This window comes from Streptomyces axinellae (genome assembly GCF_039532135.1).
GTDB lineage: Bacteria > Actinomycetota > Actinomycetes > Streptomycetales > Streptomycetaceae > Streptomyces > Streptomyces axinellae.
Map to the genome: position 1 here is coordinate 292375 of NZ_BAAARJ010000005.1, position 26784 is coordinate 319158.

16 protein-coding genes are annotated in these 26784 nt (G+C 69.6%); 7 read left to right on the top strand and 9 right to left on the bottom strand.

The window, feature by feature from the left end:
- Window positions 1-806: 806 nt before the first annotated feature.
- The 3 genes from ABD339_RS09720 to ABD339_RS09730 are packed head-to-tail and all read right to left on the bottom strand — an operon-like array spanning window position 807 to window position 2247.
- Window positions 807-1172: a transposase gene (locus ABD339_RS09720; RefSeq protein ID WP_344564223.1), complete on the bottom strand. Its 366-nt coding sequence runs from the start codon at window positions 1170-1172 to the stop codon at window positions 807-809.
- A 5-nt stretch (window positions 1173-1177) separates the two neighbouring features.
- Window positions 1178-2104, bottom strand: coding sequence for an oxidoreductase (locus tag ABD339_RS09725; protein ID WP_344564225.1), 927 nt, complete (start codon window positions 2102-2104; stop codon window positions 1178-1180).
- Window positions 2105-2109: 5 nt separating this feature from the next.
- Window positions 2110-2247, bottom strand: coding sequence for a hypothetical protein (locus tag ABD339_RS09730; protein WP_344564227.1), 138 nt, complete (start codon window positions 2245-2247; stop codon window positions 2110-2112).
- Window positions 2248-2532: 285 nt separating this feature from the next.
- Here ABD339_RS09730 and ABD339_RS09735 point away from each other — a divergent pair, with 285 nt between their 5' ends.
- The 3 genes from ABD339_RS09735 to ABD339_RS09745 all read left to right on the top strand — a co-directional run bounded on the left by ABD339_RS09735 (window position 2533) and on the right by ABD339_RS09745 (window position 5740).
- Window positions 2533-3207, top strand: a complete 675-nt coding sequence (locus ABD339_RS09735) for a TetR/AcrR family transcriptional regulator (RefSeq protein WP_344564229.1) — start codon at window positions 2533-2535, stop codon at window positions 3205-3207.
- 468 nt (window positions 3208-3675) lie between these two features.
- Entirely contained in the window at window positions 3676-4923 is a 1248-nt protein-coding gene (locus ABD339_RS09740) for a GDSL-type esterase/lipase family protein (protein ID WP_344564231.1), read from the top strand.
- Window positions 4924-5518: 595 nt separating this feature from the next.
- On the top strand, window positions 5519-5740 hold the full coding sequence (locus tag ABD339_RS09745) for an NUDIX hydrolase (protein ID WP_344564235.1): 222 nt from the start codon (window positions 5519-5521) through the stop codon (window positions 5738-5740).
- A gap of 208 nt (window positions 5741-5948) precedes the next feature.
- Here ABD339_RS09745 and ABD339_RS09750 read toward each other — a convergent pair whose 3' ends face one another.
- Together ABD339_RS09750 and ABD339_RS09755 are read right to left on the bottom strand one after the other, a co-directional pair.
- Window positions 5949-6872, bottom strand: a complete 924-nt coding sequence (locus tag ABD339_RS09750; protein ID WP_344564238.1) for a XamI family restriction endonuclease — start codon at window positions 6870-6872, stop codon at window positions 5949-5951.
- Window positions 6829-8478: an Eco57I restriction-modification methylase domain-containing protein gene (locus tag ABD339_RS09755; protein ID WP_344564240.1), complete on the bottom strand. Its 1650-nt coding sequence runs from the start codon at window positions 8476-8478 to the stop codon at window positions 6829-6831. The genes ABD339_RS09750 and ABD339_RS09755 overlap by 44 nt, the downstream gene beginning before the upstream one ends.
- A 2208-nt stretch (window positions 8479-10686) precedes the next feature.
- On the opposite strand from ABD339_RS09755, the gene ABD339_RS09760 reads away from it, so the two are divergent.
- The 4 genes from ABD339_RS09760 (at window position 10687) to ctaF (ending at window position 14515) form a co-directional block, all read left to right on the top strand.
- Window positions 10687-10992 (top strand): acylphosphatase, encoded by a 306-nt coding sequence (locus ABD339_RS09760; RefSeq protein ID WP_344564452.1) that lies wholly within the window; start codon window positions 10687-10689, stop codon window positions 10990-10992.
- 256 nt (window positions 10993-11248) lie between these two features.
- A complete protein-coding gene (locus tag ABD339_RS09765; protein ID WP_344564454.1) occupies window positions 11249-12037 on the top strand; it encodes a Mut7-C RNAse domain-containing protein in 789 nt (262 codons plus the stop codon).
- 163 nt (window positions 12038-12200) lie between these two features.
- A complete protein-coding gene (gene ctaD / locus ABD339_RS09770; protein WP_344564242.1) occupies window positions 12201-14129 on the top strand; it encodes an aa3-type cytochrome oxidase subunit I in 1929 nt (642 codons plus the stop codon).
- Window positions 14126-14515 carry an aa3-type cytochrome oxidase subunit IV gene (gene ctaF / locus ABD339_RS09775; protein WP_344564244.1) on the top strand — a complete coding sequence of 130 codons (390 nt, stop codon included), beginning with the start codon at window positions 14126-14128 and terminating at the stop codon, window positions 14513-14515. Before ctaD ends, ctaF begins: the two co-directional genes overlap by 4 nt.
- Here ctaF and qcrB read toward each other — a convergent pair.
- The 4 genes from qcrB to ABD339_RS09795 form a co-directional block, all read right to left on the bottom strand.
- The gene (gene qcrB, locus ABD339_RS09780; protein ID WP_344564246.1) at window positions 14460-16298 is read right to left on the bottom strand and encodes a cytochrome bc1 complex cytochrome b subunit; all 1839 of its coding nucleotides are present in this window, start codon (window positions 16296-16298) and stop codon (window positions 14460-14462) included. The two genes, ctaF and qcrB, sit on opposite strands and share 56 nt — an antisense overlap.
- 198 nt (window positions 16299-16496) lie before the next feature.
- Window positions 16497-18053: a flavin-containing monooxygenase gene (locus ABD339_RS09785; RefSeq protein WP_344564248.1), complete on the bottom strand. Its 1557-nt coding sequence runs from the start codon at window positions 18051-18053 to the stop codon at window positions 16497-16499.
- The gene (locus tag ABD339_RS09790) at window positions 18050-25366 is read right to left on the bottom strand and encodes an SDR family NAD(P)-dependent oxidoreductase (RefSeq protein ID WP_344564250.1); all 7317 of its coding nucleotides are present in this window, start codon (window positions 25364-25366) and stop codon (window positions 18050-18052) included. The genes ABD339_RS09785 and ABD339_RS09790 overlap by 4 nt, the downstream gene beginning before the upstream one ends.
- A gap of 287 nt (window positions 25367-25653) precedes the next feature.
- Window positions 25654-26547 carry an alpha/beta fold hydrolase gene (locus ABD339_RS09795; protein WP_344564252.1) on the bottom strand — a complete coding sequence of 298 codons (894 nt, stop codon included), beginning with the start codon at window positions 26545-26547 and terminating at the stop codon, window positions 25654-25656.
- Window positions 26548-26784: the final 237 nt, after the last annotated feature.

The window sequence follows — 26784 nt, forward strand, 5'->3', positions numbered from 1 at the left end:
CGCCAGCCCCAGGGGTCCGCGGGCCCCGGCAACGACAGGCCACGAACAGTCGGGACGACAATCGAAGGTCACGGTGATGAGTATGCGAAGAAGATGAGCGCCGCCTCCAAAGCCCGACCTTGTGTCCTCTCTACAGGTATGCGGGTTGGAAGGCTGCGGATCGCAGGCTGACTTTCGTGGGTCACTCTTTGCTCATGGGGGAGCGCAAGGGGAGCGCGGACGCCTATGGACGGTGCAACACGGGACACGAACCGTCGGACCGTGATGTGTGCTCTGATCTGGGAAAACGGCATCGTGGGTCACCCGGCGGCACGCCGAAGCATGACCGCTGACGTGCTCGTCATGCGTAGGTCGGGGGTTCGACTCCCCTAGGCGGCTCATCTGAAGCCCAGGTCACGCACTGTGTGACCTGGGCTTTTTCGCGTACTGGGCGGCGCTCGGGTGCATGACGGGCCCGTCTTCTCGTGACGCCCCGCCCAAGGGGAGCGCGGGGGGAGCGCACAGGCCGGCGCCGTGCTCCTGACCCACGGGGTCGAGGTGGAGGCTGTCGCTGTGCAGGGCGTCGCCGCGCACCTTGTCGAGACGCTGGCTCAGCAATCGGGCATGGACCCGGAGGAAGCAGTCCACCTGGTGACTCCGGAAGCCATCGCAGACGCGATCGCCAAGGGCCACGGCCGAGGAGACGAAGCAGGCGCCAGCGCTGCACGCGGTCCGGCCCGTGCGGATCGAGGGCGGCGCTGTCCATGCTCCGTCGAGGCTCGGCCATCTCGTCGTGGCGGCATCGCAAGCCGCGAAAAGCGTCGGCCTCAACTCCAAAGGGTGCGGCAGCAGTCCACCTGCTGGACCTGGACCAGCCAGTCGATGTCACCGGCCTCGTCCGCCCGGGCCTGGATCTGATGCAGGGCCCGGGTGAAGATCCCGTCGAGCGCACAGCGGCGGAAGCGGGTGGAGACCGTCTGCCGGGGCCCGAAGTGTTCCGGCAGGTCACGCCAAGAGACCCCTGTCGGTATTTTGTGGACCGTGCCGTTGACCACCCGGCGGTCTTCCGCCCGCGGCGGCCGGCCCGTCGCGGCCCGTGGAATGTGCGGAGGGAGTAACTTCCGCTCTTCATCGGTGAGTTCATGGCGGCGTACCACGCCGCCGCGGTCCACCGCCTGGCGATCCGTGAGCACGGACCCTAGATGGCGGCCCCGGCTTCGAGGTCGAAGGGGACACCTGTGAGCTGCTCGCTCGCCGCCCACAGCCGCCTGCCCTGCGCCGGGTCGTCGGCGCCTGTGGGGAGCTTGGCGGGTTTGGGCGCGCCGGAGGTCTGGTCGCGTCCGGCGGGACCGATGAACCTGCCCGACTGGACGTACGGGCTGGTCGCCGCGTACAGGGAGGGCCAGGCGGCACCCTCGGCCGAGCCCATGAGCAGGCGTGCGGCGATCGGGGTGACCATGCGGCTCAGGGTGCCGTTGCCGTGCTGCTGCAGGCCGGTCATCGCCGTCCCCGGGTGGACGACGAGCGCCTCGACGGGGCTGCTTGCGGTGCGGCGCGCGAGTTCGAGGGTGTAGACGATGTTGGCGCGCTTGGACTTGGCGTAGGCGCCCATGGCGCGGTAGCTCTTTTCGCTCATCAGGTCGTCCAGTCCGCCTATCGGCCACCGTGACGCGAGGGCGCTGACGGTGACCACTCGCGGTGCGGACGATCGGCGCACGGCGGGCCAGACTTGGGCGTTGAAGGCGAAGTGGCCGAGGTGATTGGTGCCGACCGTCATCTCGAAGCCGTCGTGGGTGGTCCGCCGCTCGGGCAGGTTCATCACGCCGGCGTTGTTGAAGAGCAGGTCGAGTGTCTCGGTCTCGGCGATTCGGGTGGCCGCGTCGCGGACGGAGGAGAGGTCGGAGAGGTCGAGGACGAGGGTGTCCGTGCGGGCGTCGAGGGTCGCGGCGCGCACAGCCTCCGCGGCCTGGTCCAGCTTGGTCCGGCTGCGGCCGGCCAGGATGACGCGGGCCCCGTGCCGGGCGAGCGCGCGGGCGGTTTCCAGTCCGATCCCGCTGTTCCCGCCGGTGATCAGCGCTGTGCGGCCGGTCTGGTCGGGGATGTCGTCGGGAGTCCAGTGGTTCACCGTTGTCACGCTCCTCGGATTCGTTGATGTGTGCCCGGCCATGCGGCGCTCGGCAGGGCCGTGATGCCGAGTTGGAAGAGCATGCCGAGGGTGTCCTCGGCGAAGGCGGCTTCGGGCAGGACCTGGATGCTGTGCGGGGGCATGCCGCTGAAGGCCCCGGCGGCACTGGGCCGCCAGAACTTCCTGGCGGCGTCGGTGCCGTGGTGTTCTCCTGGGCTGCCGTCGCGCCAGAGCCTGTCGTCCGCCCAGAGCCGGTCGGCAATGTCGAGACAGCCCCCCCGTGGACGACGTCGTCGAGGAAGGGCGTCGGTCCTGGTGCGCAGCCCAAGACCGCCCCCTTGTCGGACCGGTGGTCTGTTTTCCTGCGGCCCCAACGTAGAAGACCGCCGGTCTGATGTCAAAGGACCGCCAGTCTGTAACCTGGGGGCATGACGAACTTCCAGCGCGCGCGCAGTGAGGAGCAGCGTGAGGTACGGCGCCAGGCCATCCTCGACACCACTGCCGCCATGCTCGAAGAGATGTCCATCGGCGAGATCAGCCTGAACGAGCTGAGCCGCCGCGTCGGGCTGGCCAAGTCCAATGTGCTGCGCTACTTCGAATCGCGTGAGGCGATCCTGCTGGAGCTGCTCGACCGTGCCTGGCGGCAGTGGGTGGCCGACTTGCCTGCCCTTGCGCACTCCGGCATCGACCAGGACGCTCCGGCGGGCCGGCGTGCAGACCAGTTCGCCGCCGTCATCGCGGGCTCCCTCGCTCAACGCCGGGTCCTGTGCGACCTGCTGAGCGCGCAGGCGGGCGTACTGGAACACAACGTTTCCCCGCAGGTGGCCGCCCGCTACAAGCGTGCGGCCGTGGCCAACGTCGCCGACATCGCGGCGTTGGCCCACCAGCACCTTCCTGAACTGGGCAACAGCGCACCGCAGTTGACCGCAGCCATGATCATGGCCGTCGGCGCCGTGTGGACACACGCACGGCCCTCTCCGGCGATGCTCGCCGCCTACGACGCCGACCCCTCACTCACCGCATTCAAGCTGGACTTCGTGACCGCCCTGCAGGAGATGCTGACCACGCTCACCGCAGGCACCCTCGCCCGCGCCTCCGCCTGAGCCCGGCCAGGCAGTAGCCGTGGGTCGGACCGCGGCGGCCGGCGCGCGGTGGCGCGTCGCGACCAGGTACGACAAGACCGCCACCTCCTCTCCCTTCTGGCAGCCGCCCGAGTGCGACGTATGCCGCGCGAAGTGCCCCGTCGCCCCGGCGGCGTTGTACCGCGGGCCGGTGCGCAGCGAGCAGATCTCGGTACGCATACCGGCGGACCGCTGGGACAAAACCTGTCGCGCTCCCGGGCACGGACCGAAGAGAGAGCACGGCAAAAGAAACAGGCGTTTCGGGTTCCACGCAGGGCGCCCCATAAGAGTGAACAAACGAGTACGGGCGAATGGTTTCACTTCATCCGAGCAGTTAGTCAACACAATCGCGGGTCGCCGGTATCCGGTGCACTGGCCTCTAGGAGGGATATGCGAGACAGCCGAATTCGCCTTCACGCCATTGCCCGATCGCGTCGCACAGTGACCGCGGTGGGTGGAGTGCTGACGGCTTGCGCACTGGTGACGGCCCATGGCGTGACGCCGGTGGAGGCGTCCTCCGGCCACACCACCCGTCAGCAGAAGCCGACGACGGTGGTGTCGATCGGTGACAGCTTCATCTCCGGGGAGGGAGGTCGCTGGCAGGGAAACGCGGCGACGTCAGCGAGTTCAAACAACGAAATGAACGGGACCGATCGGGCAACGGAATGCGAAGGCCAAGTGTGCGTGTCGGACCCGAAGAAGATCTACGGCCAGTCGTACGAGAATCCTGACGCGGCGCCAGGGACAGAGGAGCGGAAAGCCGGGTGTCACCGGTCGGACGTCGCGGAGATCATCAGCGCGCGGTCAGGCCACGTAAAGCCGATCAACATCGCATGCTCCGGCGCAGAGACGCAGCACATCTTGAGGTCCCCCAGCGGCAGGAAGTTCAAGGGAGAGCCGCCCCAGGCCGATCTACTGTCTGCCATTGCACATGAGTCCGACGTCGCGAGGGTGCAGATCTCTATCGGCGGAAATGATCTCGCATTCTCGAACATCATCACAGCATGCGCGATGACATTCATCAAGAAGGTCACCGACTACTGCTACAAGAGCTGGCAGCCCGAACTCATCAAAAACTTGCCCCGCGTCAAGGAAAAAGTTGTCGGAGCAGTAGAATCCGTCAAAGCGACGCTCCGCGAAGCGGGGAACACCCGCCCGGAACAGGTGATCACCCTCCAGTCCTATCCGTCCCCGCTCCCGTTGGGTGGCGCACTCCGGTACCACGTCGGGGCCGGCAGCTTCGCCTCTTCGCGCTGGAATCCTGGAGGGTGTCCGTTCTATGACCAGGATGCCAGTTGGGCGCGCACCACCGTGGTGCCGGAAATCGCCCGGATGATCAGGAGCGCAGCAGCAGAAACAGGCGTGAATTTCCTCGACCTGCAAAACGCTTTCAACGGCCACGAAGTGTGCGCCAAAGGCGTCCGCCAAGCCAACAAGGGAGAGAACAGGGAAAACCCTATCCCGAGCAAAGATGCCGAGTGGATGCGTTTCATCTCGAAAGGCATCCCTGGCGGTGGCGGCACCCAGGGGGAGAAGGAAGAGTCACTGCACCCCAACGCCTACGGCCAGAAGGCGCTGGGAGATTGCCTGCAAAAGTACTGGTACCTCGCTCTCCCCTCCCAGCGAAACGAATTCAGGTGCCTGAACACGCCTGGACAAGGGCACAACAGTATGCAGGTGGACCGTATCAACGATTGACACATCCGCTACGCGTCCTGCCCGAACTGAAGAGGAAGCCCGGGTTCGAGGACTTCCTCTTCATTCGAAACCGCGCCCGCCTGAAGCGGATTCGGTGGGGTTTCGGGGCCCGGTCTTCGACGTGCCGCTGCGGCAGCCCGTCTCCCGAAAACCCCGTGAGACTGTGCGGCAGTGGATCAGGAGAGACCTCCGCACAGCGAAGACCGGGCTGGATCGGCTCGCTCTGCGGCACCAGCGGTCACGAGCCGGCCTGAATGCCCGTGCGCTCGTCATGCGTAGGCCGGGGGTCGATTGCCCCAGGTGGCTCGGATGAAGCCCAGGTCACACACCGTGTGACCTGGGCTTTTTCATGTTGGGTCCGCGGCCCCGAGGCTGTCCCTGCCAGCCCGTAGCAGATTGGCCCGCAGGGTTGGCATTCTCGGCGGTCAGAGTTCGTCGCGTGAGTGAGAACGAGCACGAAGTGAAGATGGCCCACCCCCGCATAGCGGCGGAGACGCCTTTCTTCGATGACGCTGACCGGGTCCTGCTCTTCGAGCCCATGTATTAGGACTACCGGGATATCCCCGGCGGGTCCGCAGAGACTGGGGAGTCGCCCTTGCAAGCCTGCAAGCGCGAGATTCATGAGGAGCTGGACATCAGGCCGGTCATCGGGCGCCTGCTCGTCGTGACCTGGGCGCCGAACCGGGAAGAAGGGGACAAGGTCCTCTTTCTCTTCGACGGGGGTCGTCTCGGCGCGGACGAGTGCCGACGCATTGTGCGGACGAGTGCCGACGCATTGTGCTGCAGGCCGACGGGCTTCGTGGCTACGCTTCCATGACGCTGGAGAGCTGCCGGAGCTGACCATCCCCCGGCTGGCACGTCGTGCCACCGCTGGCATCGAGGCCCGCGGCGACGGTGGGACTGCTTACCTGGAGCGCGGAACGGCAACGGACAAAACTACCGACCTGGGACAGAGGAAAGGTTCCTGATTTTCCGCGTCCGACGCAACAGTCCGCCGAGTAACTCGACGCGTAGCAATCATAGTGCTACGTATTCCGGGAAGGATTCAGAAAAGTTTTGAGCGGGTTCATGTCATGGGCCCAGAATAGGTACAATCCTTTTTCTTGAGCGTATTTCAGGTTGTTCAAGGCGAAGACGCCGGACATCATTGCGGCAGGGACAATGTTGGCTGACCCGAATTCACTCGTCCAGGCGGTCGCTTTTGCGGCGGCATCGTTGTTGATGCGCTTATAGCTGTTTGATTCGCTGTTTGAAACCTTGCATTCAATGGGCATCAGTCGCCCGTCAAGGAGGCGAACGGCAACGTCTGCCTTTCGTGACCCCACCGACGTTTCGCCACAAAACTCACCAGGGTTTGGTGCCTGACCAAGGTTGGGGATATTCTTTGCCGGTACTTCTGTGAATTCACACTGGTTGGCAAGGAAGGATTTCACAGTCGATTCCTGTAGCTGCCTCCCATTGTTCCTGCGCCAGGTCTCCATCCGCCGCATTGCGTGCATGGCGGCGGTAGAAACTGCCGCCGTATTCCTCTCTGCCTCACTCGCTTGGCGTCCCTCGCTGAACCAAGGGAACCGCTCGCGATCCAGGCCCAAGAGAATTGCCTCCATCAGTCGCCGGGCGACTTCTGGGTCGGCTCTCACTATGGATGGAGCGGTTGTCGAATCTGCAAGGGTGCGAAGATCGTCATCGCTGATCGGCGGAGACGCCAGATACCGAGCGACATCAGCCAGGCCAGCATCTCCGAGAACATCCGCGGCCGAGTCCTCAACTGTTGCGAGGTCAACCGTCATCTCCAAAATGGTGTCGATCGCAGCCTTGGAGACTTCGAACTGTGCCAGGTATTGCTCCAGCGGCTCGCTGGTTCGCTCGGCCCTGAAGAACTCGGTCGAAGCCTTGCGCTGCTGCTCAAGCTCGTCCGGTCTCCAGACTCGTGGCATCTGCTGCGGCATGGTGGAGCAGGACCTCCGGGTGCGGTACGGGGAGCCGCTCCATCTCTCGCGGCTCGAACTTGGTCAAGCCGCCAGCATAAGTCCGGCCCTGGCCGAGCGTCACCGACGTCCGAAGGTAGTGAGCCAGACTATCGAGGGCCGCTGGCGCCAGTGCATACCTAGGGTAGAGACCATGCGCAATGTTGATGTGCCGCGCCTCCGCACTGTTGCGTACGAAAGCTGGCGGCCGACGTGCCATGTAGGTGGCGAGGATCGGTGCGGGGGCGCGGAGCCCCACACTCCACCACGCCTTACGGGCCTTCGCGATGTACGTCTCGTCGGCACCTTGGTTCTTGGCAACTCGGAGGAATCGCTCCACTTTGCGGCGCGATGCCGTGTCCAGTACGTCGAGGTCGCTGGGCAGGTCGATCACGACTCGCAGCGAGGACAGGTCATTCAGGGACTCACCGGCAGCGAAGAGTTCTTTGGCCTTGGTGATCGACGGATAAAGCACCTCGTCGGGCAGCTTCACTGCGGCGGGGTCGGCCACCCACACCGCGTTAGCGCCAGTGACCTGACCCCGATGAACTCGGCAGAGCTCGCCGAGCTCGACGAGCCCCTCTTCGAGTTTGGGGCTGACGCGAACGAGGGGACTCCAACGAGCGGCTTCCTGGAGGCGCTCACGGCTGACTACACGTCCCCCTTTAAGGTCACCGAGATCCTTCACGGACTTCACGGGGCGAAGACGCATCGACTGAACCGAGGAGCCCACGCTGAAGCATGAGACGGCGCCTGTCGTCGTTGCGTCGGCGAAGGGTGAGACAGACGGATCAATGACGTGGACCGACTCTCCGCCGAGGTGGTTCAGTAGGAGGTCTCGCACGAGGCGCCCATAGTTCACATCCAGCCATTCGGCAGAAGTGATGAAGGCGCCGGTGTCGCCCGGCTGTGCATACTTGGCGGTAGCTAGGAAGAAGTGGACGTGGAGACCGGCCAGTTGGCTTGCCAGCAGCTTGAATTCAGACGCCTGGCGAGTAAGCCAATCCTTCCATTCGGTGTCGATCTGATGATGTCTGACATACGGCGGGTTGCCAATAAAAGCGGTCATTCCGTCGTGCGGCTCAAGTTCCAGCTTCCGATAGTCAACGAGTTCGATTCGGGCTCGCGATGCCATGTTGCCGACGGCTAGATTCGCGCGTGCCATCAGTGTTGCCACTGGGTCGACGTCCGCACCGAGGAGGAAAGCGTCAGGCCACTCGCGCCCTGCGGCCATAAGGTAGCGACCCGAGCCGACTCCAGGATCGATGACCCGCGTCGGGATGCCCTTCTGAGCTGTCCACTTGATCATGCTGCTGACAATGGGCGCAGGGGTATAGGTCTGCCCCAGAGGGCGGCGACTCTCAGCGCCCCGGATGGAGCTGAACGCATCACCCAGTGGATCAAGGCCCGCCTGGATGAGATCCGCGATGGCCGCCACATCGCCCCCTCCGGTGGCCGCCTTGTTGGCCAGCTCCTTTTCCTCTTCGGACCATCCCGGAACCTGCTCGGCACCCAAGTCGAGAGCAACTCTCACGAGTGAGGACTCATCGGCGATGTGGGTCGTGGGGCTCATCTTCTCGTCCTGCATGCCGACGGGCCGTCCAATCCAGTGATCTGTGGATAACTTCTACTTCGGCCTGGCGATGGAGAGCCGAGCGCGGTCCAGGTACGGCTGGAGAGCTGTTTTTCGAGGAACTGCAACCGCTTCAAGGGCGCTGGTCAACTCGCCGAAATCGTGGTCGTCCAGCGGCACTAGGGTCCGCCTGATGTGAGTCGCCCAGGAAGCCGGGAAGGTCCTTAGCCGTGGGACGAGGTTCGCGAGCACAGGGCCAGCGTCCAGCGGAGCGAGCGAGGTGATCTCTAGGTCGCAGCCGCGGGCGAAGGAGCGCTCTCCGAACTGAACCGGGGAATGGAGGACGGCTTCGTGTGATCGGACCAGGGCCCTGGCGACGAGTCGGCCTCGGTCGCGGGTCGGATTTCGGAAGCACCCTCGGGTTGTGTAGACGAGGAGCCGGTCGTTGATGTTCAAGGCCGACGGCGTCTTGCGGCGACTCGGAGGAAAGGCCGCCCGTTGCGAGCCGAGGATCCAGCCGAGCGCCTCGCGATCGGACACGACGAGCAAGTAGTTGGCGGGGGCTTCGAGCACATGTCGACCATAGTAGTGTCGACATTGTGTGTCCAGTGGCGCGCAGGAGGCCGGGCACATCTCGGTGCGTTCTGAGGCGGAGCTGTGGTGTGAGCCCGTTCATCCGGAGGGACCGGTCCGTCTCTTGAACCTTCCGTGGTGGGGGGCCGTTTTGCCGGTCGGGGTCGGTGAAACGGGAAAGGAGTCGGGCGATGCCTCATGCGACGGGTGAAGAGCTGGAATTCTCGGGGTCCGAGGATGAGGCGAGTCCTGCGGAGGTGGAAGTCCTCGGGGCCTGGGAGGACTTCGTCCATGCGGCAGGCAGGGGGGACTCGGGGGACTCCACCGAGCGGGATGCCCGGTATGACCGGTTGCGTTCCGCGATGCTGGGACTGAGGAACAGCGGCGCGCGGTTCTGGATGGCGCACGGCGCCTTTGAGGAGCACGTAAAGGCGGCGCAGCGCCGTCGGGAGCTGCCCGAGGGGTGGCTGCCGCTCCCTGTCCCGACCGAGCCCGACCGGCTGGTCGGTGGTGTCGTCATCACTGTCGAGGGGCGGCGGGGGTCGGCGTTGGTCGAACAGGCTTCTCAAACGCTCCGGCGTAACGGCGGCTTCGCCTCCTACCCCGCACCCCCCTCGTCTGGGCGTTCCCTCGCCCAGGCGGCTCGGGAGGCTCGCGTCCAGGGCGCCGGTCGACGCGATGGCGGTCGCTCGGCCGGTGCCGCAGGTCAGCAGTCCCAGCCGCCGCGTGAACGGTCCTTCCGTCAGCGTTCTTTCGGCACGGGATCGTCATCGGAACGTTCGGCAAGTCCGCGCCGGAGTTGAGCGAAAGCACCCGCGGGGCGGGGCGCATGGCGGAGTCGGCCACCGGCGGATGTGCGCTTTCAGGGCCTGGCCCTCGTGTCTGCCTGACCATCTTCCGCGCCTCCTTCCCCGCTTCGGGGCGCGGGCGGTGTCCCCGCGAGCGCGGCGACGCCCGCAGAGTCATCAGCGCTGGTCGGCCCGTCTGGCGGCCCGGTCCTTCGTCGCGGGGCCCGACCGGCTGGAGGGGCAGCTGTCCGGGGCCCTTCACCACGCGGGAGCCGATGGGGTGCTCGCGCCGGAGCGGGATGCGCCGACCGAGGCAGTGCGCCTTCTCGCCCTCGGTCACGGCCGCGCGGGCGGTGTCCCCGCGAGCGCGGCGACGCCCGCAGAGTCATCAGCGGTGGTCGGCCCGTCTGGCGGCCCGGTCCTTCGTCGCGGGGCCCGACCGGCTGGAGGGGCAGCTGTCCGGGGCCCTTCACCACGCGGGAGCCGATGGGGTGCTCGCGCCGGAGCGGGATGCGCCGACCGAGGCAGTGCGCCTTCTCGCCCTCGGTCACGGCCGGGGTATCAGCGTCCTTGTGGGCCGTCGCACCCCCGAGGCGGCCTTGGACATCCTCCGGGCTCACCTCGGCGAGCTTTTCGGGGCGCGGAGGCCCCGGAGTCGTCGCGGGCGCAGTGAGGGCGTGGGCCCCGGGCGCGCGGGTGCCCTGTGGCCGGGTTCGCGCGACCATGGACGACAGCTGCGGAGGGCTGAGCGAGCGTGTGTGTGATCGGGTGGTTGAACGGACGGGGCGACCGTGCGCTCTGGCGCTCTGGCGCTCTGGCGCTCTGGCGCTCTGGCGGTCTGGCGATTGAGGTGAGGTGAGTGATGACGGGGACGGCCAAGCGGGTGATCGTGACCGGGCAGGTGCAGGGGGTGTTCTTCCGGGACACCTGCCGCCAGGAAGCCGCGGCGCGCGGCGTGCACGGGTGGGTGCGCAACCTGCCGGACGGCAGTGTCGAGGCCGTGTTCGAGGGGGCGCCGGAAGCGGTGGACGCGCTGGTGGAGTGGGCGCACGAGGGGCCGCCGGCGGCGTTCGTGGACGAGGTCGAGGTGACCGGGCAGGAGCCGCGGGGCCACTCCGCCTTCGAGGTGCGGGCCACCGGCGAGCCGCCGGGTGGGGGCGGACGGTGACGGAGCTGGGCGCCCGACGGCGGCCGGGCCGGGGCGTCCGCCGGATGCCGGATCGGGGAGTTCCCCGGTCGCGGGGCCGGGGCGTCTGCGAGTTGCCGGAGTGCAGCGCCCGCCGGTCGCCGCAGCGCGGCGTCTTCCCGTCGTCGGATCGGGGCGCCCGAAGGCGGCCGGGCGGCCGGGGCGTCCGCCGTGGGGCGGAGCGGGGTGTCCGCCGGTGACGGCTTCGCGGGGCCCGGGGGCCGCGGCCGGGCCGGAGTTGCGCGTGCATGTTCCCGAGGAGTTGCGGCTCTTTCTCCCCGCGCGGCTGCGCCGTCGGGCGGCCGACGCGGCGGAGGGCGTGTCCTGGCCGTACGACGGGACCTCCTCGCTCGGCCACGTCGTGCAGTCGCTCGGCGTACCGCTGACGGAGGTGGCGGGGCTGTGGGCGGACGGGGTGGCCGTCCCCGACTCCTACCGGCCCCCGGACGGGTCGCACATCGTGCCGGTTCCCGTGGCGCGCCCGCAGCCGATGCCTCCGGGGGCGCCCTCGCCGGCCCGGTTCGTCCTCGATGTGCATCTGGGGGCGCTGGCCCGCCGGATGCGGCTGCTCGGCGTGGACACCGCCTACCGCAACGACGCGACCGACCCCGAGTTGGTGCGGCAGGCCGACGAAGAACGGCGCATCCTGCTGACCCAGGACCGGGGCCTGCTGCGCAGGCGGGCCCTGTGGCTGGGTGCCTATGTGCGGGGCAGCCGCCCGGAGGATCAGATCGGCGATGTGCTGGGCCGGTTCGAGGTGCCGCTGGCGCCCTGGACGCGCTGTCCGGCGTGCAACGGGATCCTGGCGTCCGTCGCCAAGGAAGAGATCGCCGGTCAACTGCCGCCCGGCACCCGGCGCATGTACGACACGTTCAGCCGCTGCACCGCCTGCGGGCGGCTCTACTGGGCGGGGGCCCACCACCCCACGCTGGCCGCCCGGGTGGATGCCGCCCGGGCGGACACAGTCCGGGCGGGCACAGCCCGGGTGGATGACGCGTCTCTTGCCCGTGAGCCCCGTCGGGCCTGACGAAGGACCGGTCCTGTGGGCCGCGGTGCGGATCGCCGGGCCGTGGCGGCGCAAGGGGGTTCACCTGGGGGCGCACCGGATTCGGGTACGGGAATCGGGGCCGTTGCTGTGGCTGGATGGGTCACGGCCACAGGAGTGAGGCATTCCCGAACGGAGACCGCGGATGGTGCTGCGCTGGCTGACGACGACCGACCACAAGGTGATCGGCAACCTGTATCTCGTCACCGCCTTCTGCTTTTTCCTCGGAGCGGGAGGACTGGCTCTGCTGATGCGCGCCGAGTTGGCGCGGCCCCACCTCCAGTTGGTGTCCGAGGCGCAGTACAACCAGCTCTTCACGGTGCACGGCACCATCATGATGCTGTTGTTCGCCACCCCGCTGTTCGCCGGTTTCGCCAATGCCGTGATGCCGCTTCAGATCGGGGCTCCCGATGTGGCCTTTCCCCGGCTGAACGCGTTCACCTACTGGGTCTATCTGCTGGGCGGCCTGATGGTGGTCAGCGGTTTCCTCACCCCGGGCGGCGCCGCGGACTTCGGCTGGTTCGCGTACGCGCCGCTCAACGGGCCGCAATACTCTCCCGGCGTCGGGGGCGACCTGTGGACGATGGGGCTGGTCGTCGCCGGAATGAGCACGATTCTCGGGGCGGTCAATTTCATCAGCACGATCATCTGCCTGCGGGCCCCGGGCATGACGATGTTCCGGATGCCGCTTTTCACCTGGAACGTGCTGTTCACCTCGATCCTGGCGCTCCTGGCCTTCCCCGTGCTGACGGCGTCGCTGCTCGCCCTGGAGGCGGACCGCAAGTTCGGCGCGCATGTCTTCGATCCGGCCAACGGCGGGGCGGTTCTGTGGCAGCACCTCTTCTGGTTCTTCGGGCATCCGGAGGTCTACATCGTGGCGCTGCCGTTCTTCGGCGTCGTCAGCGAGATTTTTCCGGTATTCAGCCGGAAACCTCTCTTCGGCTATATCGGCCTGGTCGGTGCGACGTCCGTCATCACGATGCTCTCGGCCGTGGTGTGGGCGCACCACATGTTCGCCACGGGCGCGGTGCTGCTGCCGTTCTTCTCGGTGATGTCCTTTCTCATCGCGGTTCCCACCGGGGTGAAGTTCTTCAACTGGATCGGGACGATGTGGAAGGGCTCGTTGAGCTTCGAGACGCCGATGCTGTGGGCCGTAGGATTTCTCGTCACGTTTCTCCTCGGCGGGCTCAGCGGGGTGCTGATCGCCTCGCCCCCGCTGGATTTCCACGCCACCGACAGCTATTTCATCGTGGCCCACCTGCATTACGTACTCTTCGGCACCGTCGTCTTCGCCATGTTCGGCGGCTTCTACTTCTGGTGGCCGAAGCTGACCGGTCGCATGCTGAACGAGCGGCTGGGTAAAGCCCACTTCTGGCTCACCTTCGTGGGATTCCAGACGACCTTTCTGGTGCAGCACTGGCTGGGCTCGTCCGGTATGCCGCGGCGCGTCGCCGACTATCTGCCCGCCGACGGGTTCACGCTCCTCAACAGCGTCTCCTCCGTAGGGGCTTTGATCCTGGGGATCTCCACGCTCGTCTTCATCTACAACGTGTGGTGGACGACCACGCACGCGCACAAGGTCGTCACTGACGACCCCTGGGGGTACGGGCGTTCGCTGGAGTGGGCGACGTCCTGCCCGCCGCCCCGGCACAACTTCGTGGCGCTGCCGCGCATCCGCTCCGACTCGCCCGCCTTCTGGCTCAACCACCCCGAGGCCGAGGAGCGGCTGGCGATCGTGGCGCCGGGCGCCCCGGAAAGCACCGGGGTACGACCCGTCGGGGCCGCCTCTCGGCCGGGCGGTTCCGGGGCGCCGTCGCTCCCGGACACCCCGGGTGTCCCAGGCCCAGGTACACCAGGTGTCCCAGGTGTCCCGGACGTCCTAGGTGGCGTCGTTGCTCCAGGAACTCCTCCCGGCGCAGCCGCCGCCGAACGCGCGGGCACGGGTGAGGACAAGGGCCTGGGCCAGGACAAGGGCCTGGGCCAGGACAAGGGCCAGGGCAAGAGTGAGGGCGCGGGCAAGAGTGAGGGCGCGGCGGGCGCGGCGGGTGCGGCGGAAGGGCGGCGGCAGCTGTGAAGACCGAAGCCGTCATCTTCTCCGGGGTCGCGCTCTTCTTCGGCGGGGTGACCGTGCCCTACGCCGTCTACTCGGCGGACCCCGCGGGCACCGCCGCGCTGGTGATCGCGTGCCTCATGGCGCTTTTGATCGCGTTCTTCCTCGCCGTGCAGTACCTGCGCGGGGGCCGCAGGCCCGAGGACCGCCGGAGCGGGGAGATCAGCGAGCGGGGAGGGCCGCTGGACTTCTTCCCGCCCGGCAGCCCGTGGCCGCCGGTGACGGCGCTCGGGGTGACGCTGGCGGCGGCCGGAGTCGTGCTCGGGCTGTGGCTGTTCCTGATCGGGCTGGGGCTCACCGCCGGCGGCGTAGGCGGATTCGCTTTCCAGTACGCGCGGATGGACGACTGAGCGCGCTCTCCCCACGGGGTCCCCGCTCTCGCCGCTGGTGGCCGATCGCCTTCCACTCCGGCGGCGGGGAGTCCTGGTAGTACCAGCGGCTCAGGGCCCAGCGGAGCCGCTCAGCCCGGTCCTGCAGCGTCTTGGCCGCCGCACCCGCTGTACCCGTACTGCCTGGCCTGCCTCCCGCACCCGCTGTACCTGCCGCGCCTGCCTTGCCTGGCCTGCTTGCCGCACCTGCCTTGCTTGCCGCGCCTGCCTTGCTTGCCGCGCCTGCCTTGTCCGCCGCACCCGCCGTGTCGTGTGTGATCTGCGGGGGGAGGGGGCGGGGGAAGTGCTGGGCCGCGCGGGTGTAGCGCTCGCCGGGGGGCAGGGGGCGGTGCTCGGCGTGGAAGGTGCCCTCGACGGACTGGCTGACCCGGCCGGTCTCCCTGCCCTCGATGACCCGGCGGACATCGTTCCGCTGCAGCGACAGGCACAGGTGCTTGGTCAGCAGGAAGGCCACAGGAGGGGCCAGCACCAGCGAAACGCGGAAGGTCCAGGTCAGCCCGTTCAACGAGACGCCGAAGGTGTCGGCGAGTACATCGTTGCCCCCCGCGGCGAGCAGCACGCCGAAGAACGTGACCCCCGCCGCGCCCAGCCCCGTACGCACCGGGCGGTTTCTCGGCCGGTCGGCCAGGTGCGGTGTCTCGTCCTCGCCCGTCACCCACCGTTCGAAGAAGGGGTAGGCGTACAGCGCGAGGAACAGCAGTGCGGGCAGGACGAGAGCGGGCAGCAGCACGTTCCACATCAGGGTGTGCCCGAACAGCGCCGTCTCGAAGGGCGGCACCAGGCGCAGCGCACCTTCGAGGAAGCCGACGTACCAGTCCGGCTGCGCGGCCGTGGACACCTGGGACGGTGAGTAGGGGCCGTAGTCCCATACGGGGTTGATCTGTGCGACCCCGCCCAGCAGGAAGAGCGTCCCGGCCACCAGGAGGAACAGGCCGGTCGATCGCGCCGCGAACTGCGGGAACATGGGGTGCCCGACCACGTTCTTGTTCGTGCGGCCCGGCCCGGCCCAGTGGGTGTGCTTCAGCACGACGACCAGGAGCAGATGCACGACGACCAGCCCCAGCAGCAGCCCCGGGACCAGCAGGATATGTACCGGATACAGCCGGGGAATGATGTCGTGCCCGGGGAACTGGCCGCCGAAGACGAACATGCTCACGTAGGTGCCGACCAGCGGCATCGAGAGCATGATGCCCTGCGCGATGCGCAGGCCCGTGCCCGAGAGGAGGTCGTCGGGCAGCGAGTAGCCCGTGAAGCCCTCGGCCAGCGCGAGGACGAAGAGGGTCACCCCGATCAGCCAGTTGATTTCGCGGGGCTTGCGGAACGCGCCGGTGAAGAAGACCCGCAGCATGTGCACCCCGATGGCGCTGAGGAACACCAGCGCCGCCCAGTGGTGGACCTGACGGACCAGCAGCCCGCCGCGGACCTCGAAGCTGATCTTGAGTGTGGAGGCGTACGCCTGTGACACCAGCTCGCCGCGGAGGGGTTCGTACGGGCCTGCGTAGGGGGCCTCGGTCATGGCCGGGTTGAAGAAGAAGGTAAGGAAGGTCCCGGTCAGCAGGAGCACCAGAAGGCTGTAGAGCGCCAGCTCTCCCAGCAGGAAGGACCAGTGCTCGGGGAAAGCCTTCCGCAGGAGGGCCTTACCGCCCGCGGCGACCGGGAGCCGGTCGTCGAGCGCGTGGAAGCCGCGCTCGGCGATCTCCCGCCACCCGGCCTGCGGTTCCCGCGCGGGGCGTGCGTGCTTCATGTGGGTCACCCCTCCTTGAAGACCGCACTCGTCAGTCCCCGGCCGCCGACCCGGCCAACCGGGTCCGCGGCCGGGGTCGCCCGGATGCTGCGCGCGGTACGCCGTTCAGCGCCCCGGCCCGATGCCCCGGTCCGGTGCCCCGGCTCAGCGCTCCGGTTCAGCGGCGGGGTGCTGCCTCCGGGAGGGAGGGGCAGGGTGCTACCGGTGGAAGTCGAAGTCCTTCCGCCGCAGCGTGCGCAGGCGCCAGCGGTACCGGACCGTGGAGTCCGGCCAGAGCACCGTGCCCGTTGCCGAGTCCGACTGGTACCAGCTGTGGCAGCCGCCCACGGCCCACACGGTGCGGTTGTACTGCTCGCGCACCCCGGCCTTGAAGCGCTTCTCGGCCTCCGGGCGGACGGTAAGGGCGCGGGCCCGGGTCGCCCGGACCGCCCGGAGGGCTCGTACGACGTACCGCGCCTGGGCCTCGATGTTCGTCACGACGCTGGTGTAGGAGACGAAACCGTTGGGGCCCAGCAGGAGGAACATGTTGGGGAAGCCGGAGACGGCGACACCGTTGTAGGCGTGCATGCCGCCCTCGCGCCAGGTGTCTTCGAGCAGGCGTCCGCCGGTGCCCTCGATGCGTATGCGATCGAAGGAACCGGTGAGATCGAAGCCGGTGGCGTAGACGATCGCGTCGGCCTTGTGCTCGGTACCGGCCTCGTCGACGACGGCTGAGGGGCGCAGCGCGGCGGGGGCGCCGGGGACGACGTGGACGTGGGGCTCGTTGAGCGCCGGGTAGTAGTCGTTGGAGAACAGGATCCGCTTGCACCCCATGCGGTAGGCCGGGGTGAGCGTCTCGCGCAGCGCGGGGTCCTCGATGGAGCGGGTGATCTGGCGCAGCACCACATCCTCCGCCGCTCGCAGCGCCTCGGGCTTGTGGTGGAAGCCCAGGCCCCGCATCTCACGGCGTGCGTATATCCGCAGCCGGTAGAGCGACTGGGCCCACGGCAGCGCGCGGAACAGCCGCTTGCGCCAGGCGGGGTGGGGGACATCGGACTTCGGCAGCACCCAGGCGGGTGAGCGCTGGAAGACCGTCAGCCGACCGGCCTGCCGGGCCAGCTCGGGAATGAGCTGGACCCCGGAGGCACCTACTCCCACGACGGCCACATGCTTGCCGGTCAGGTCGATGTCGTGGTTCCAGCCGGAGGAGTGCCAGACGGCTCCGTTGAAGCGCTCGGCCCCGGGCAGCGCGGGAACTTGCGGTGTGTGGAGGCCGCCGACGCCGAGGATGAGGAAGCGGGCGACGTACGTGGTCCCTCCGGCGGTGGTCACCGTCCACTCGCCCCTCGCCTCCTCCCAGCGGGCTCCGGTCACATCGGTGCCGGGGCGGAGGTGCGGCAGGATTCCGCGCCGCCGGGCGACGCGGTGCAGGTAGGCAAGGAGTTCGGGCTGGCGGGCGTAGGTGGAACTCCAGTCGGGGTTGCGCTCGAACGAGTAGGAGTACAGGTGCGGCTCGATGTCGCACGAGGCCCCTGGGTAGGTGTTATCGCGCCAGGTGCCGCCGAGGTCGTCCGCCTTTTCCAGCAGGACGTAGTCCACCCCGGCCCTGCTGAACTCCACGGCCTGGCACAGGCCCGAGATGCCGGCCCCGACGATCACCGCGTCCGTGCGCACAGTGTTCTCGCCGTTCTCGCCGTTCTCGCCGTTCTCGCCGTTCTCGCCGTTCTCGTGCGTCACGGGGTTCTCGCTCATGCCGCCGCTCGCGTCGTCCGTCATGCCGACCCGCCCAGGAACTCGATGATGCGGGGCCACAGTCCGGGCCATTCCGCTCCGGCGTGCTCGTTGTCGTGCCCCAGCCCGGGAACCGTCACCAGGTGTGCGGGGAGCCCGAGTTGTTCCGCCCGGGCGGCCAGATCGTGCGCCTGTCCCACGGGAACGACCTCGTCGGCCTCGCCGTGGACGACGAACAGCGGCGTCCTGACCTCCTTGAGGGCGTGCAGGGGCTGCCGCCGCGGGTCGTCGAAGTAGGCGCGGATCGTGTCCGGTCCGACGTCGGGGTGGGAGGGGAGCAGCGAACCGGGATCGGACGACTCGGCCTCGACCAGCCGGGTCGGGTCGTACAGGCCCATGAGGAGGACGGCGCGCTGCCACAGCGAGGGCTCGCGCGCGAGCCCCAGCAGCGCGGAGTACGCGCCCCGGCTGGTGCCCAGGACGCTCAGCCGGGCGGCGTCGATCTGCGGCAGGTCCGCGAGGTACTGGGCCGCAGCCACCACATCGTCGATGTCCGCGCCGCCCATCTCGGCCCGAGCGGTGTACTCCTCACCGTGCCCTGGGGCGCCGCGCTGGTCGACAGTGAAGACGGCGAATCCGGCGGCGTGCAGCGGCGCGTGTTCGCTGACGCGCGCGTAGCGGCCCTTGTCGTCCAGCGCTCCGCCCCGGTCCGAGGTGCAGACGACGACCGCCGGGTGGGGGCCGGGACCGGCGGGCACGCTGAGGTGGCCGTGGATTTCCAGCCCGTCGGCGGAGGGGAAGGTGTGCGCGGAGAGGTGCTCCTGGGGGCGGAAGGTATCCGCCGGCTCCCGGTCCAGTTCGTCCGCGAGCAGGGCCGCCAGCCGCTCGACGGACAGGTCGCGCAGGAGTCGCACGGCCGGGACCGACACCCCGAGGGCGTTTTGGAGCAGCACCCGCAGCTCGACGCCGATCAGCGAGTCGATGTCCACCGACTGCTGGTCGCGAAGCTGCTCCTCGGACAGGCCCGTCACCCGGTGCAGCAGGGGTACGAGCAGCTCGGACAGCAGCTGGAGGCGCTCCTCGCCGGTGACCTCGCGCAGGCGGCGCGAGGGCGAGGTCTCGCCGCCGTCGCCGACCGGTCCGCTTTCGGGCGCCAGCGAGCGGAAGGCCGGCAGCGGCGCCAGCTGGGGGTTGGCCTGGGCCCAGCGCCGCCAGTCCACGTGGGCCACCGACGCCTCGACGGGCCGGGTGCGCAGCAGGACCTCCAGCTCGGCCACCAACTGTGCGGGCACCATGCCGATGTGGCCGTTGCGGCGCAGGATGGTGCCGACAGTGCCGTTCCGGCTGACGGCCACGCCGACCGTGTCGATCATTCCCCAGCCCACGCTGGTCGCGGGCAGCCCCTGGGCGTGGCGGTGGCGGGCGAGAGCGTTGAGGAACTCGTTGGCGGTCGCGTAGGCGCCCGCGGCGGCGGCGCCGAGCTGCGCGGCGATGGAGGAGAAGAGCAGGAAGAAGTCGAGTTCGTCCTCCCGCGTGTGCAGGTGCAGATTCCAGGCGCCGTCGGCTTTCGGACGGGTCGCGGTCAGGAGCCGTTCCGGGTTCGTGTCCGCGAGCACCACGTCGTCGAAGTCGGCTGCGGCGTGCACGATGCCGCGCAGTGGCGGGAGTTGGGCGCGTATCCGGGCCAGCAGGGCCCGGACGGCGGCCCGGTCGGCGATATCGGCCTTCTCGACGCGCACCTCGACGCCGCATGCCCGCAGTTCGCCGACCACCCGTTCGGCCTCGTCGGTGGCGATGCCGTTGCGGCCCAGCAGGACCAGGTGGGTTGCGCCCTGCCCGGCGAGCCATTCGGCCACCACGAGGCCGAGGCCGCCCAGGCCCCCGGTGATCAGGTAGGTGCCATCGGGCCGGACGGGCGACGCGGTCGGGTCGGCAGCGGCGATGGTGCCCCTCGGGCCGCCGGTCGCGTCGGCCGGGGTGGTGAGTGCGGGGGGCGCGGTGGAATTCGCGGTGGCCGCGGTGGGGGGCGCGGAGATCCCGTCGGGGCTCAGGGAAGAGGTGGCGGGGATCATGGAGGACGCCGGGACGGTGACCGGCTCGCGGGCGATCCTGACGACGGTCTTGCCGACGCGGTCGCGACCGGCCATCGACCGGAACGCCTCGTCCACCTGCCCGGCCGCGACCTCGGTGACCGGCGGCAGCTCGAACTCGCCGCGCTCGCACAGCTCGGCCATCTCCCGCATGCAGGCGCGTACGGCCTCGGGGTCCAGCAGCATCATCCGGTCGTAGTCGAACGCGTGGAACGAGAGCGCCCGGTGGAAGTGCGCGAGCCGCAGCGCGTGGTCGGCGGCCATGTCGGCCTTGCCCAGCTCGACGAACCTGCCGAACGAGCGCAGCAGCCCCAGGCTCTTGTGCAGCATCTCGCCGGCCAGCGAGTTGACGACCACGTCCACGCCCGCCCCGTCGGTCATCCGCAGGATGTCGTCGGCGAAGGACGTCGAACGCGAGTCCGCGACGCCCGCGACCCCCTCACCGCGCAGGAACTCCCGGCGCTCCTCACTGCCGGCGGTCGCATAGACCTCGGCGCCGAGTCGGCGCGCGATGCGTACCGCGGCCAGGCCCACGCCGCCGGTAGCCGAGTGGATCAGCACCCGCTCCCCGGCACGGACCCCGGCCAGCCGCACCAGGGACTGGTGCGCGGTGATCACGGGAAGCAGGGAGGCCGCCTGGGCGAGCGAGAGCGTCGCCGGCTTCTTGACCACGCGGACGGCATCGACCGTCACGTGGGAGGAGAAGAGGTCCCGGGCGTGTACGAACACCTCGTCGCCCACGCGCAGTTCGGCGGCGCCGCCCGCCTCGCGGAGCGCGTCGCCGACCCGGACCACCGTGCCCGAGCACTCCAGGCCGAGGGTGTCCTGCGAGTAGCTGCCCTCCCGCGCGGCGGGGGCCAGCAGACCGGTGGCCTTCAGCAGGTCCTTGAAGTTGAGGCCCACGTGGGAGACCTCGACCTCGACCTCGGCCGGGCCGGGCGCGCGGCGGGACGCCGCGTGGAAGCGCAGGCCGTCCGCGCTGACGCCGTCGGTGTGCAGGCGCACCGGGGTGCGGTCGGTGCGGACGGTCAGGTGGTGCAGCGCGGAGCGGTCTCCGGCGTGCTCCAGGGCGCGTACGTAGCGGTCGGTGCCGCGCAGCGCCACCTCGTCCAGGCCCTCGTGGGTCAGCTCGTCGGCGAGCGCGCCCAGGGGGTGGCGGCCGGTGGCACCGGACGCGTCGGAGCCGAGGTCGATCAGGCGGCACCGCAGCTCCGGCCGTTCCGCCGCGACCACCCGGCCGAAGCCCCACAGGGACGCGGCGAACGGGTCGCTCGTGGCATCGTCCCCGCTCACGCTCTGGGCGCCGGAGGTCACCAGGAACAGCCGCGTGGCGGAGGCCGAAGCGGTGAGGGCACGCACCAGCCGCAGCGGGTCGGCGACGGGCGAGCACGCCGCGCTGCCGTCCGCCGCCTCCTCCGTCGCCTCGCCCGGCAGATCGTCCGCCGCGCCGCGCGAAGCCGGGGCGTTGACGTAGACCACGCCGCGGCAGTCCGGTGCGCCCGCGACGAGCGCGGCCACCCGCTCGGGCCAGTCGCCCTCGACGTCGCCCGCGGCTTCGTCCGGGGAGATGCGCACGACCGTGCCGCCGCGCTCCTCCAGTGCGTGGGCGAGGCCGGTGTCCGCCGGGGAGGGGCCGACGACGATCCAGGTGCCCCGGGCGTCCCCCGCGCCCTCAAGCGGGCGGGGGTGCCAGGTGTGCTCGTAGTACGGCTCCGGCGGGCTCGTCCGCTCCTCCGCGCGGCTGTCGGCCATGCGCTGGGCGCGCAGGCCGAAGACCTCCGCGACCACCTCGCCGTCGTCGGTGACCAGGGTCAGGTCGCACTCGATGCGCCCCTCGACCGTGCTGCCGAGATCCCGTCCGTGCACCCACAGCCGCTCGCCCGGCGGCCGGTGGAAGCGGAGTTCGGCTATGCGGGCCGGGACATATGTGGCGCCCGTGACGTCGGAAGCCGAGCGCAGGGCCCCGGCGATCATGGCCTGGAGGGCGGCGTCGAGGAGCGCCGGGTGCAGGCGGTAGCCGTCGGGGTCCACGGTTCCGGTGCTGAGGTCGGCGAAGACCTCTCCGGTGGACTCCCGGTGCCACACCCCCTTGACGGCCCGGAACGCCGGACCGTACTCCAGGCCGGTCTCGTCCAGCCGGGCGTAGATGTCGTCGCGGCCCCAGCGTTCGAGACCGGCGGTCAGTTCGGCCAGGCTCTCGGCGCGGGCCCGCGGCGTTCGCGGGCGGGTGAGTTCGGGGCGGCGCAGCCGCGCGTGGAGCGTCCACGCCTCGTCGTCCCGCTCCCGGGAGTGGAGTGTGACGAGGCCGCTTTCCGGGTCGTGGACGGTGCGCAGCGTGGTGATGGTGTGGGGCGGAAGGATCAGCGGGCGCTGGAAGACGACGTCCTCGAAGGAGACGGGCGCGTCCTCGGGGAACATGGCCAGCGCCGCTTCGAGGTATCCCGAGCCCGGGAAGACGACGGTCTGCCCGATCCGGTGGTCGGGAAGGTACGGGAACTCGGCCGTGGACAGCCGCACCTCGCGGGTCGGAGTGGTCGCCTGGACGCTGCGGCCCGCCAGCCGTGGCCCGTCCCCGCCCAGCCGCGCCTCCCGGCCGGCCGCCGACTCGCTCCAATGGTGCTCCCGCTGCCAGGGATAGCGGGGCAGATCGAGGTGCTCGCGGCGGCCCGGGTGCACTCGCTCCCAGTCGGGCTCGGCACCGGCCGCGTACAGGGTGCCCAGGGCCTCCAGCATGTGGCTGCGCTGTGGCTGGTCGCGCCGCAGCGAGGCCACCCGTACCAGCTCGCCGCCGCGCCCGGCCAGCGCCTCGTCGATGGCCGTGGCCAGCACGGGGTGGGGGCCGACCTCCACGAACGCGCCGGACGCGAGCTGCGCGAGGCGGCCCACGGCCTCGGCGAAGCGCACCGGCCGGCGGACGTTCCGCCACCAGTACTCCGCGTCCAGCTCGGGCCCCTCCACCCGGTCGCCTGTCACGGTCGAGACCAGCGGAACCTCGGCCGGGCGGGGTGTGATCCCGCGCAGTGCGGCGAGCAGCGGTTCGCGGATCTCCTCCATCTGATGGCTGTGGTAAGCCACTTCGACCCGCAGCCGCTTCACGGAAGCCCCGGCGGCCTCCAGCCGGGTCGTGACCTCGGCCATGACGTCGGCGTCCCCGGCGAGGGTGGTCGCGGTCGCGCTGTTGACCGCCGCCACGTCCACCCCGTCGAGCAGGTACGGGCGCAGCGCCTCCTCCGGCATGTCCACGGCCGCCATGACGCCGCGGCCTGCCAGCCGCGCCTGGAGGTTCGCGCGGTGGTAGGAGATCGTCAGCGCGTCCTCCAGCGAATAGACGCCCGCCGCGTAGGCGGCGGCCACCTCACCGACGCTGTGGCCCACTATCGCGGCGGGCTCGATGCCCCACTCCCGCCACATCGCGGTGAGCCCCGCCTGTACGGCGAAGTTGGCGACCTGCGCGTACAGCGTTTCGGTCAGCCGGGAGTCGGCCTCGGGCCGCAGCAGTTCGTCGCGGATCGAGAGGCCGTGGCGGGCCAGTACGGCATCGCACGCGGCGACGGTCTCGGCGAAGCGGTCGGAGGTGCGCAGCAACTCGGCGCCCATGCCCCACCACTGCGGGCCCATCCCGGTGTAGACGAAGGAGACCTCGGGCCGGGAGGAGGGCCGGGAGCCGGCCTCCCGCTGCCGCAGCAGCTCGGCCGCGCGGGCCGGGGCGCCGGCGACGACGAAGGTGCGCAGCGCGTGGTGCTGGCGCTGTCGCGCGGCGGCCCGGGCGACCCGCCGCAGGGGCGGCGCGCCGGGCCGCTCCAGCAACTCCGCGTACTGGTCGGCGAGTGCCCGCAGCGCCTTGGGGCTGCGGGCGGACAGCGCGAGCAGCCGGGGAGTGCCGCCCTCGGTCTCGGCGTCGGCGGGTTCGCTACTGGCTGTTTCGCCATCAACCGGTGGACTGCCGGCGGTTTCACCGTCAACGAGTGCACCACCAGTGGTTTCACCGCCCACGGGGGCCTGCTCCAAGATGGCGTGTGCGTTGGTGCCGCCGAAACCGAAGGAGTTCACCCCGGCCCGGCGCGGCCCGCTCCACGCGGGGAAGTCGGTCACCTCCGTGGGCACGCGCAGCGGCAGGGAGTCGAACGGGATCTTCGGGTTCGGCTTCTCGAAGTGCAAGTTGGCCGGGATGAGGCCGCGTTCGAGGCAGAGCGCCGCCTTGATCACGCCGGCCACTCCGGCCGCTGCTTCGGTGTGCCCGAAGTTGGACTTCACCGAGCCCATCCAGTGTGTCCGGCCGGAGTCACCGAGCACGCTCCCGATGGCGTTCGCCTCGATGGGGTCGCCCACGGCGGTCCCCGTGCCGTGCGCCTCGTAGTACCCGATCGAGGCGGGGTCGATGTCTCCGGCGGCGCATGCCCGGCCGATCACGGCCCGTTGGGCGTCGGCGCTGGGCACGGTGATACCCGGCGTCCGGCCGTCCTGGTTCACGGCGGTGCCGCGCACCACGGCGTAGATGTGGTCCCCGTCGCGCTCGGCGGCGGCCAGCGGCTTGAGGACCAGAATGCCCGCGCCTTCCCCGCGCGCGTAGCCGTTGGCACGGTGGTCGAAGGACTTGCAGCGGGCGTCGGGGGAGAGGAACTGGCCCTTCGACATGAGGATCGTGGTGACCGGATTGGTCATCACGTTGACCCCTCCGGCCACGGCCAGTTCGCACTCTCCCCGGGACACGGCGACGCAGGCGTGGTGGAGCGCCACCAGCGAGGAGGAGCAGGCGGTGTCCATCGTCAGGGACGGCCCGTGCCAGTCGAAGGCGTAGGAGAGCCTGGCGGCCAGCATGGTCATGCTGACGCCTGTCGGGGTGGAGGTGCTGATCAAATCGCGTTCACTGGCGCCCAGTTGGGCCGTCGCGGCGTCGAAGGTGAAGCCTCCGACGTAGCTGCCGACGCCCGTTCCCGCCGTCCGCTCCGGCGGCAGCCCCGCGTCCTCGAACGCCTCCCAGGCGACTTCGAGCAGCAGCCGCTGCTGCGGGTCCAGCGCGGCGGCCTCCCTCGGTGTCATGCCGAAGAAGCCGGCGTCGAACCGGTCCACGCGCGAGCGCAGGAAGCCGCCTTGACGCACGGTCATCCGACCGGGGGTCGCCGGGTCGGCGTCGTAGAAGGCGTTCGCGTCCCAGCGGTCCGGTGGCACGTCACCGATGGCGTCGGTCCTGGACATGAGCAGGTCCCAGAAGCCGCCCGGGTCGGCGACGCCGCCGGGGAAGCGGCAGCCGATGCCGATGATAGCCACCGGCTCCAGCTTTGGCGCCGTGGCCGGGGCGGCCGATTGCCGCCCGGCGGTCACGCGGGCAGTACCCGGCTCATGGTCGACCGACGAACTCACGAATCGCCCTCCTCGGGTATTGCCCAAAGCATCTACGCAAACCCCACAGTTGCATATGGCCGGACGAACACCTTCGCCGAGCCCCCGGCGCACGACTGTCCACCGCGCCGTCATCAGGTGAAGCCGGACCGTCCGCTCCCGGACGCCCTCCGGCCCGACTCCAAGCCCGCACCGGAGCCCCGGGCCCGGGACGGTTATGACAGTCGCTCAGCCAGGAACGGCAGCACCGCGTCGGCCATTTCGTCGGGGACTTCCTCGGCCAGGTCGTGTCCCGCCTCGAAGACGTGCCCGGTCACGTCGTGGGCCACCAGCCGCATCATTTCCGCGTTCCGCTCGCCGATGAAGGCGGAGCCGCCGAGCGCCAGCACCGGGATGTCCAGCTCCTTCCGGGCTGCCTGGCGGTTCTGTTCCGCGTCCACGAGCATCGCGCGGTAGACCGCGAGCATCGCCCGGATACCGCCGGGCATGGAGTAGCAGCGCACGTACTCCTCGATGGCGTCGGGAGTCGCGGTGTCCGGGTGGGCGCGCTCGTTTTTGATCATGTAGCTGATCAGCTCGCGCTCGTGCCCCGCGATCAGCATTTCAGGTACGTCCGGCTGGAAGTAGAAGCCCAGGTGCCACAGGTGCATCCCGCTGGAGACGTTCTCGTCGGTGAGCGCCGTGTGTTCCTCGAAGCCGTACCCGGGCAGCAGCGCCTCGGCGAACACCAGCGCCCGGACGTGGTCGCGGTGCCGGGCGGCGAGCTGGTAGCCGACCACGGCGCCCCAGTCCTCGCCCAGCACCGTGTAGGTCCGGTGCCCGAGATGGGCCATGAGCGCCGCGATGTCGTCGCTCATCGTCGCGCAGTCGTAGCCGCCCGAAGGCCGGGCCGAGTCGCCCAGACCGCGCAGGTCCGGCGCGACGACCGTGTGGTGCGGGGTGAGCTTCGGGATCAGGTGCCGCCAGTGGTAGCTCGTCTTGGGTACGCCGTGCAGCAGCACCAGCGTCTGGCCAGTGCGGCCGGTGCCGCCCGTCCGGTAGTGCAGGCTCGTGCCGTTGACGTCGGCCCGGCCGGTGCGGAGGGGCTGGCCACGGTGGTCGGAGATCATGCGTCTGTTTCCTTTTTCGGGGCGCGTTTTCGGCGCGCGGTTTATGCCGGCTCCGTCGCGAGGTGGGTGCGGGGGCGCGTTGGGTGGGGGAGGGGCTGAGTGGGGTGAGGGCGATTACTGGGCGCTTTCGAGACTGGTGAGTCTCGAAAGAGGTTGTGCCGCTCCCTGCTTCTCGCGTGGAACGCGGGCAGGGGCTGCGGAACGCGGATAGCGGGCCGCGAACTGTGTGCGCGCCAT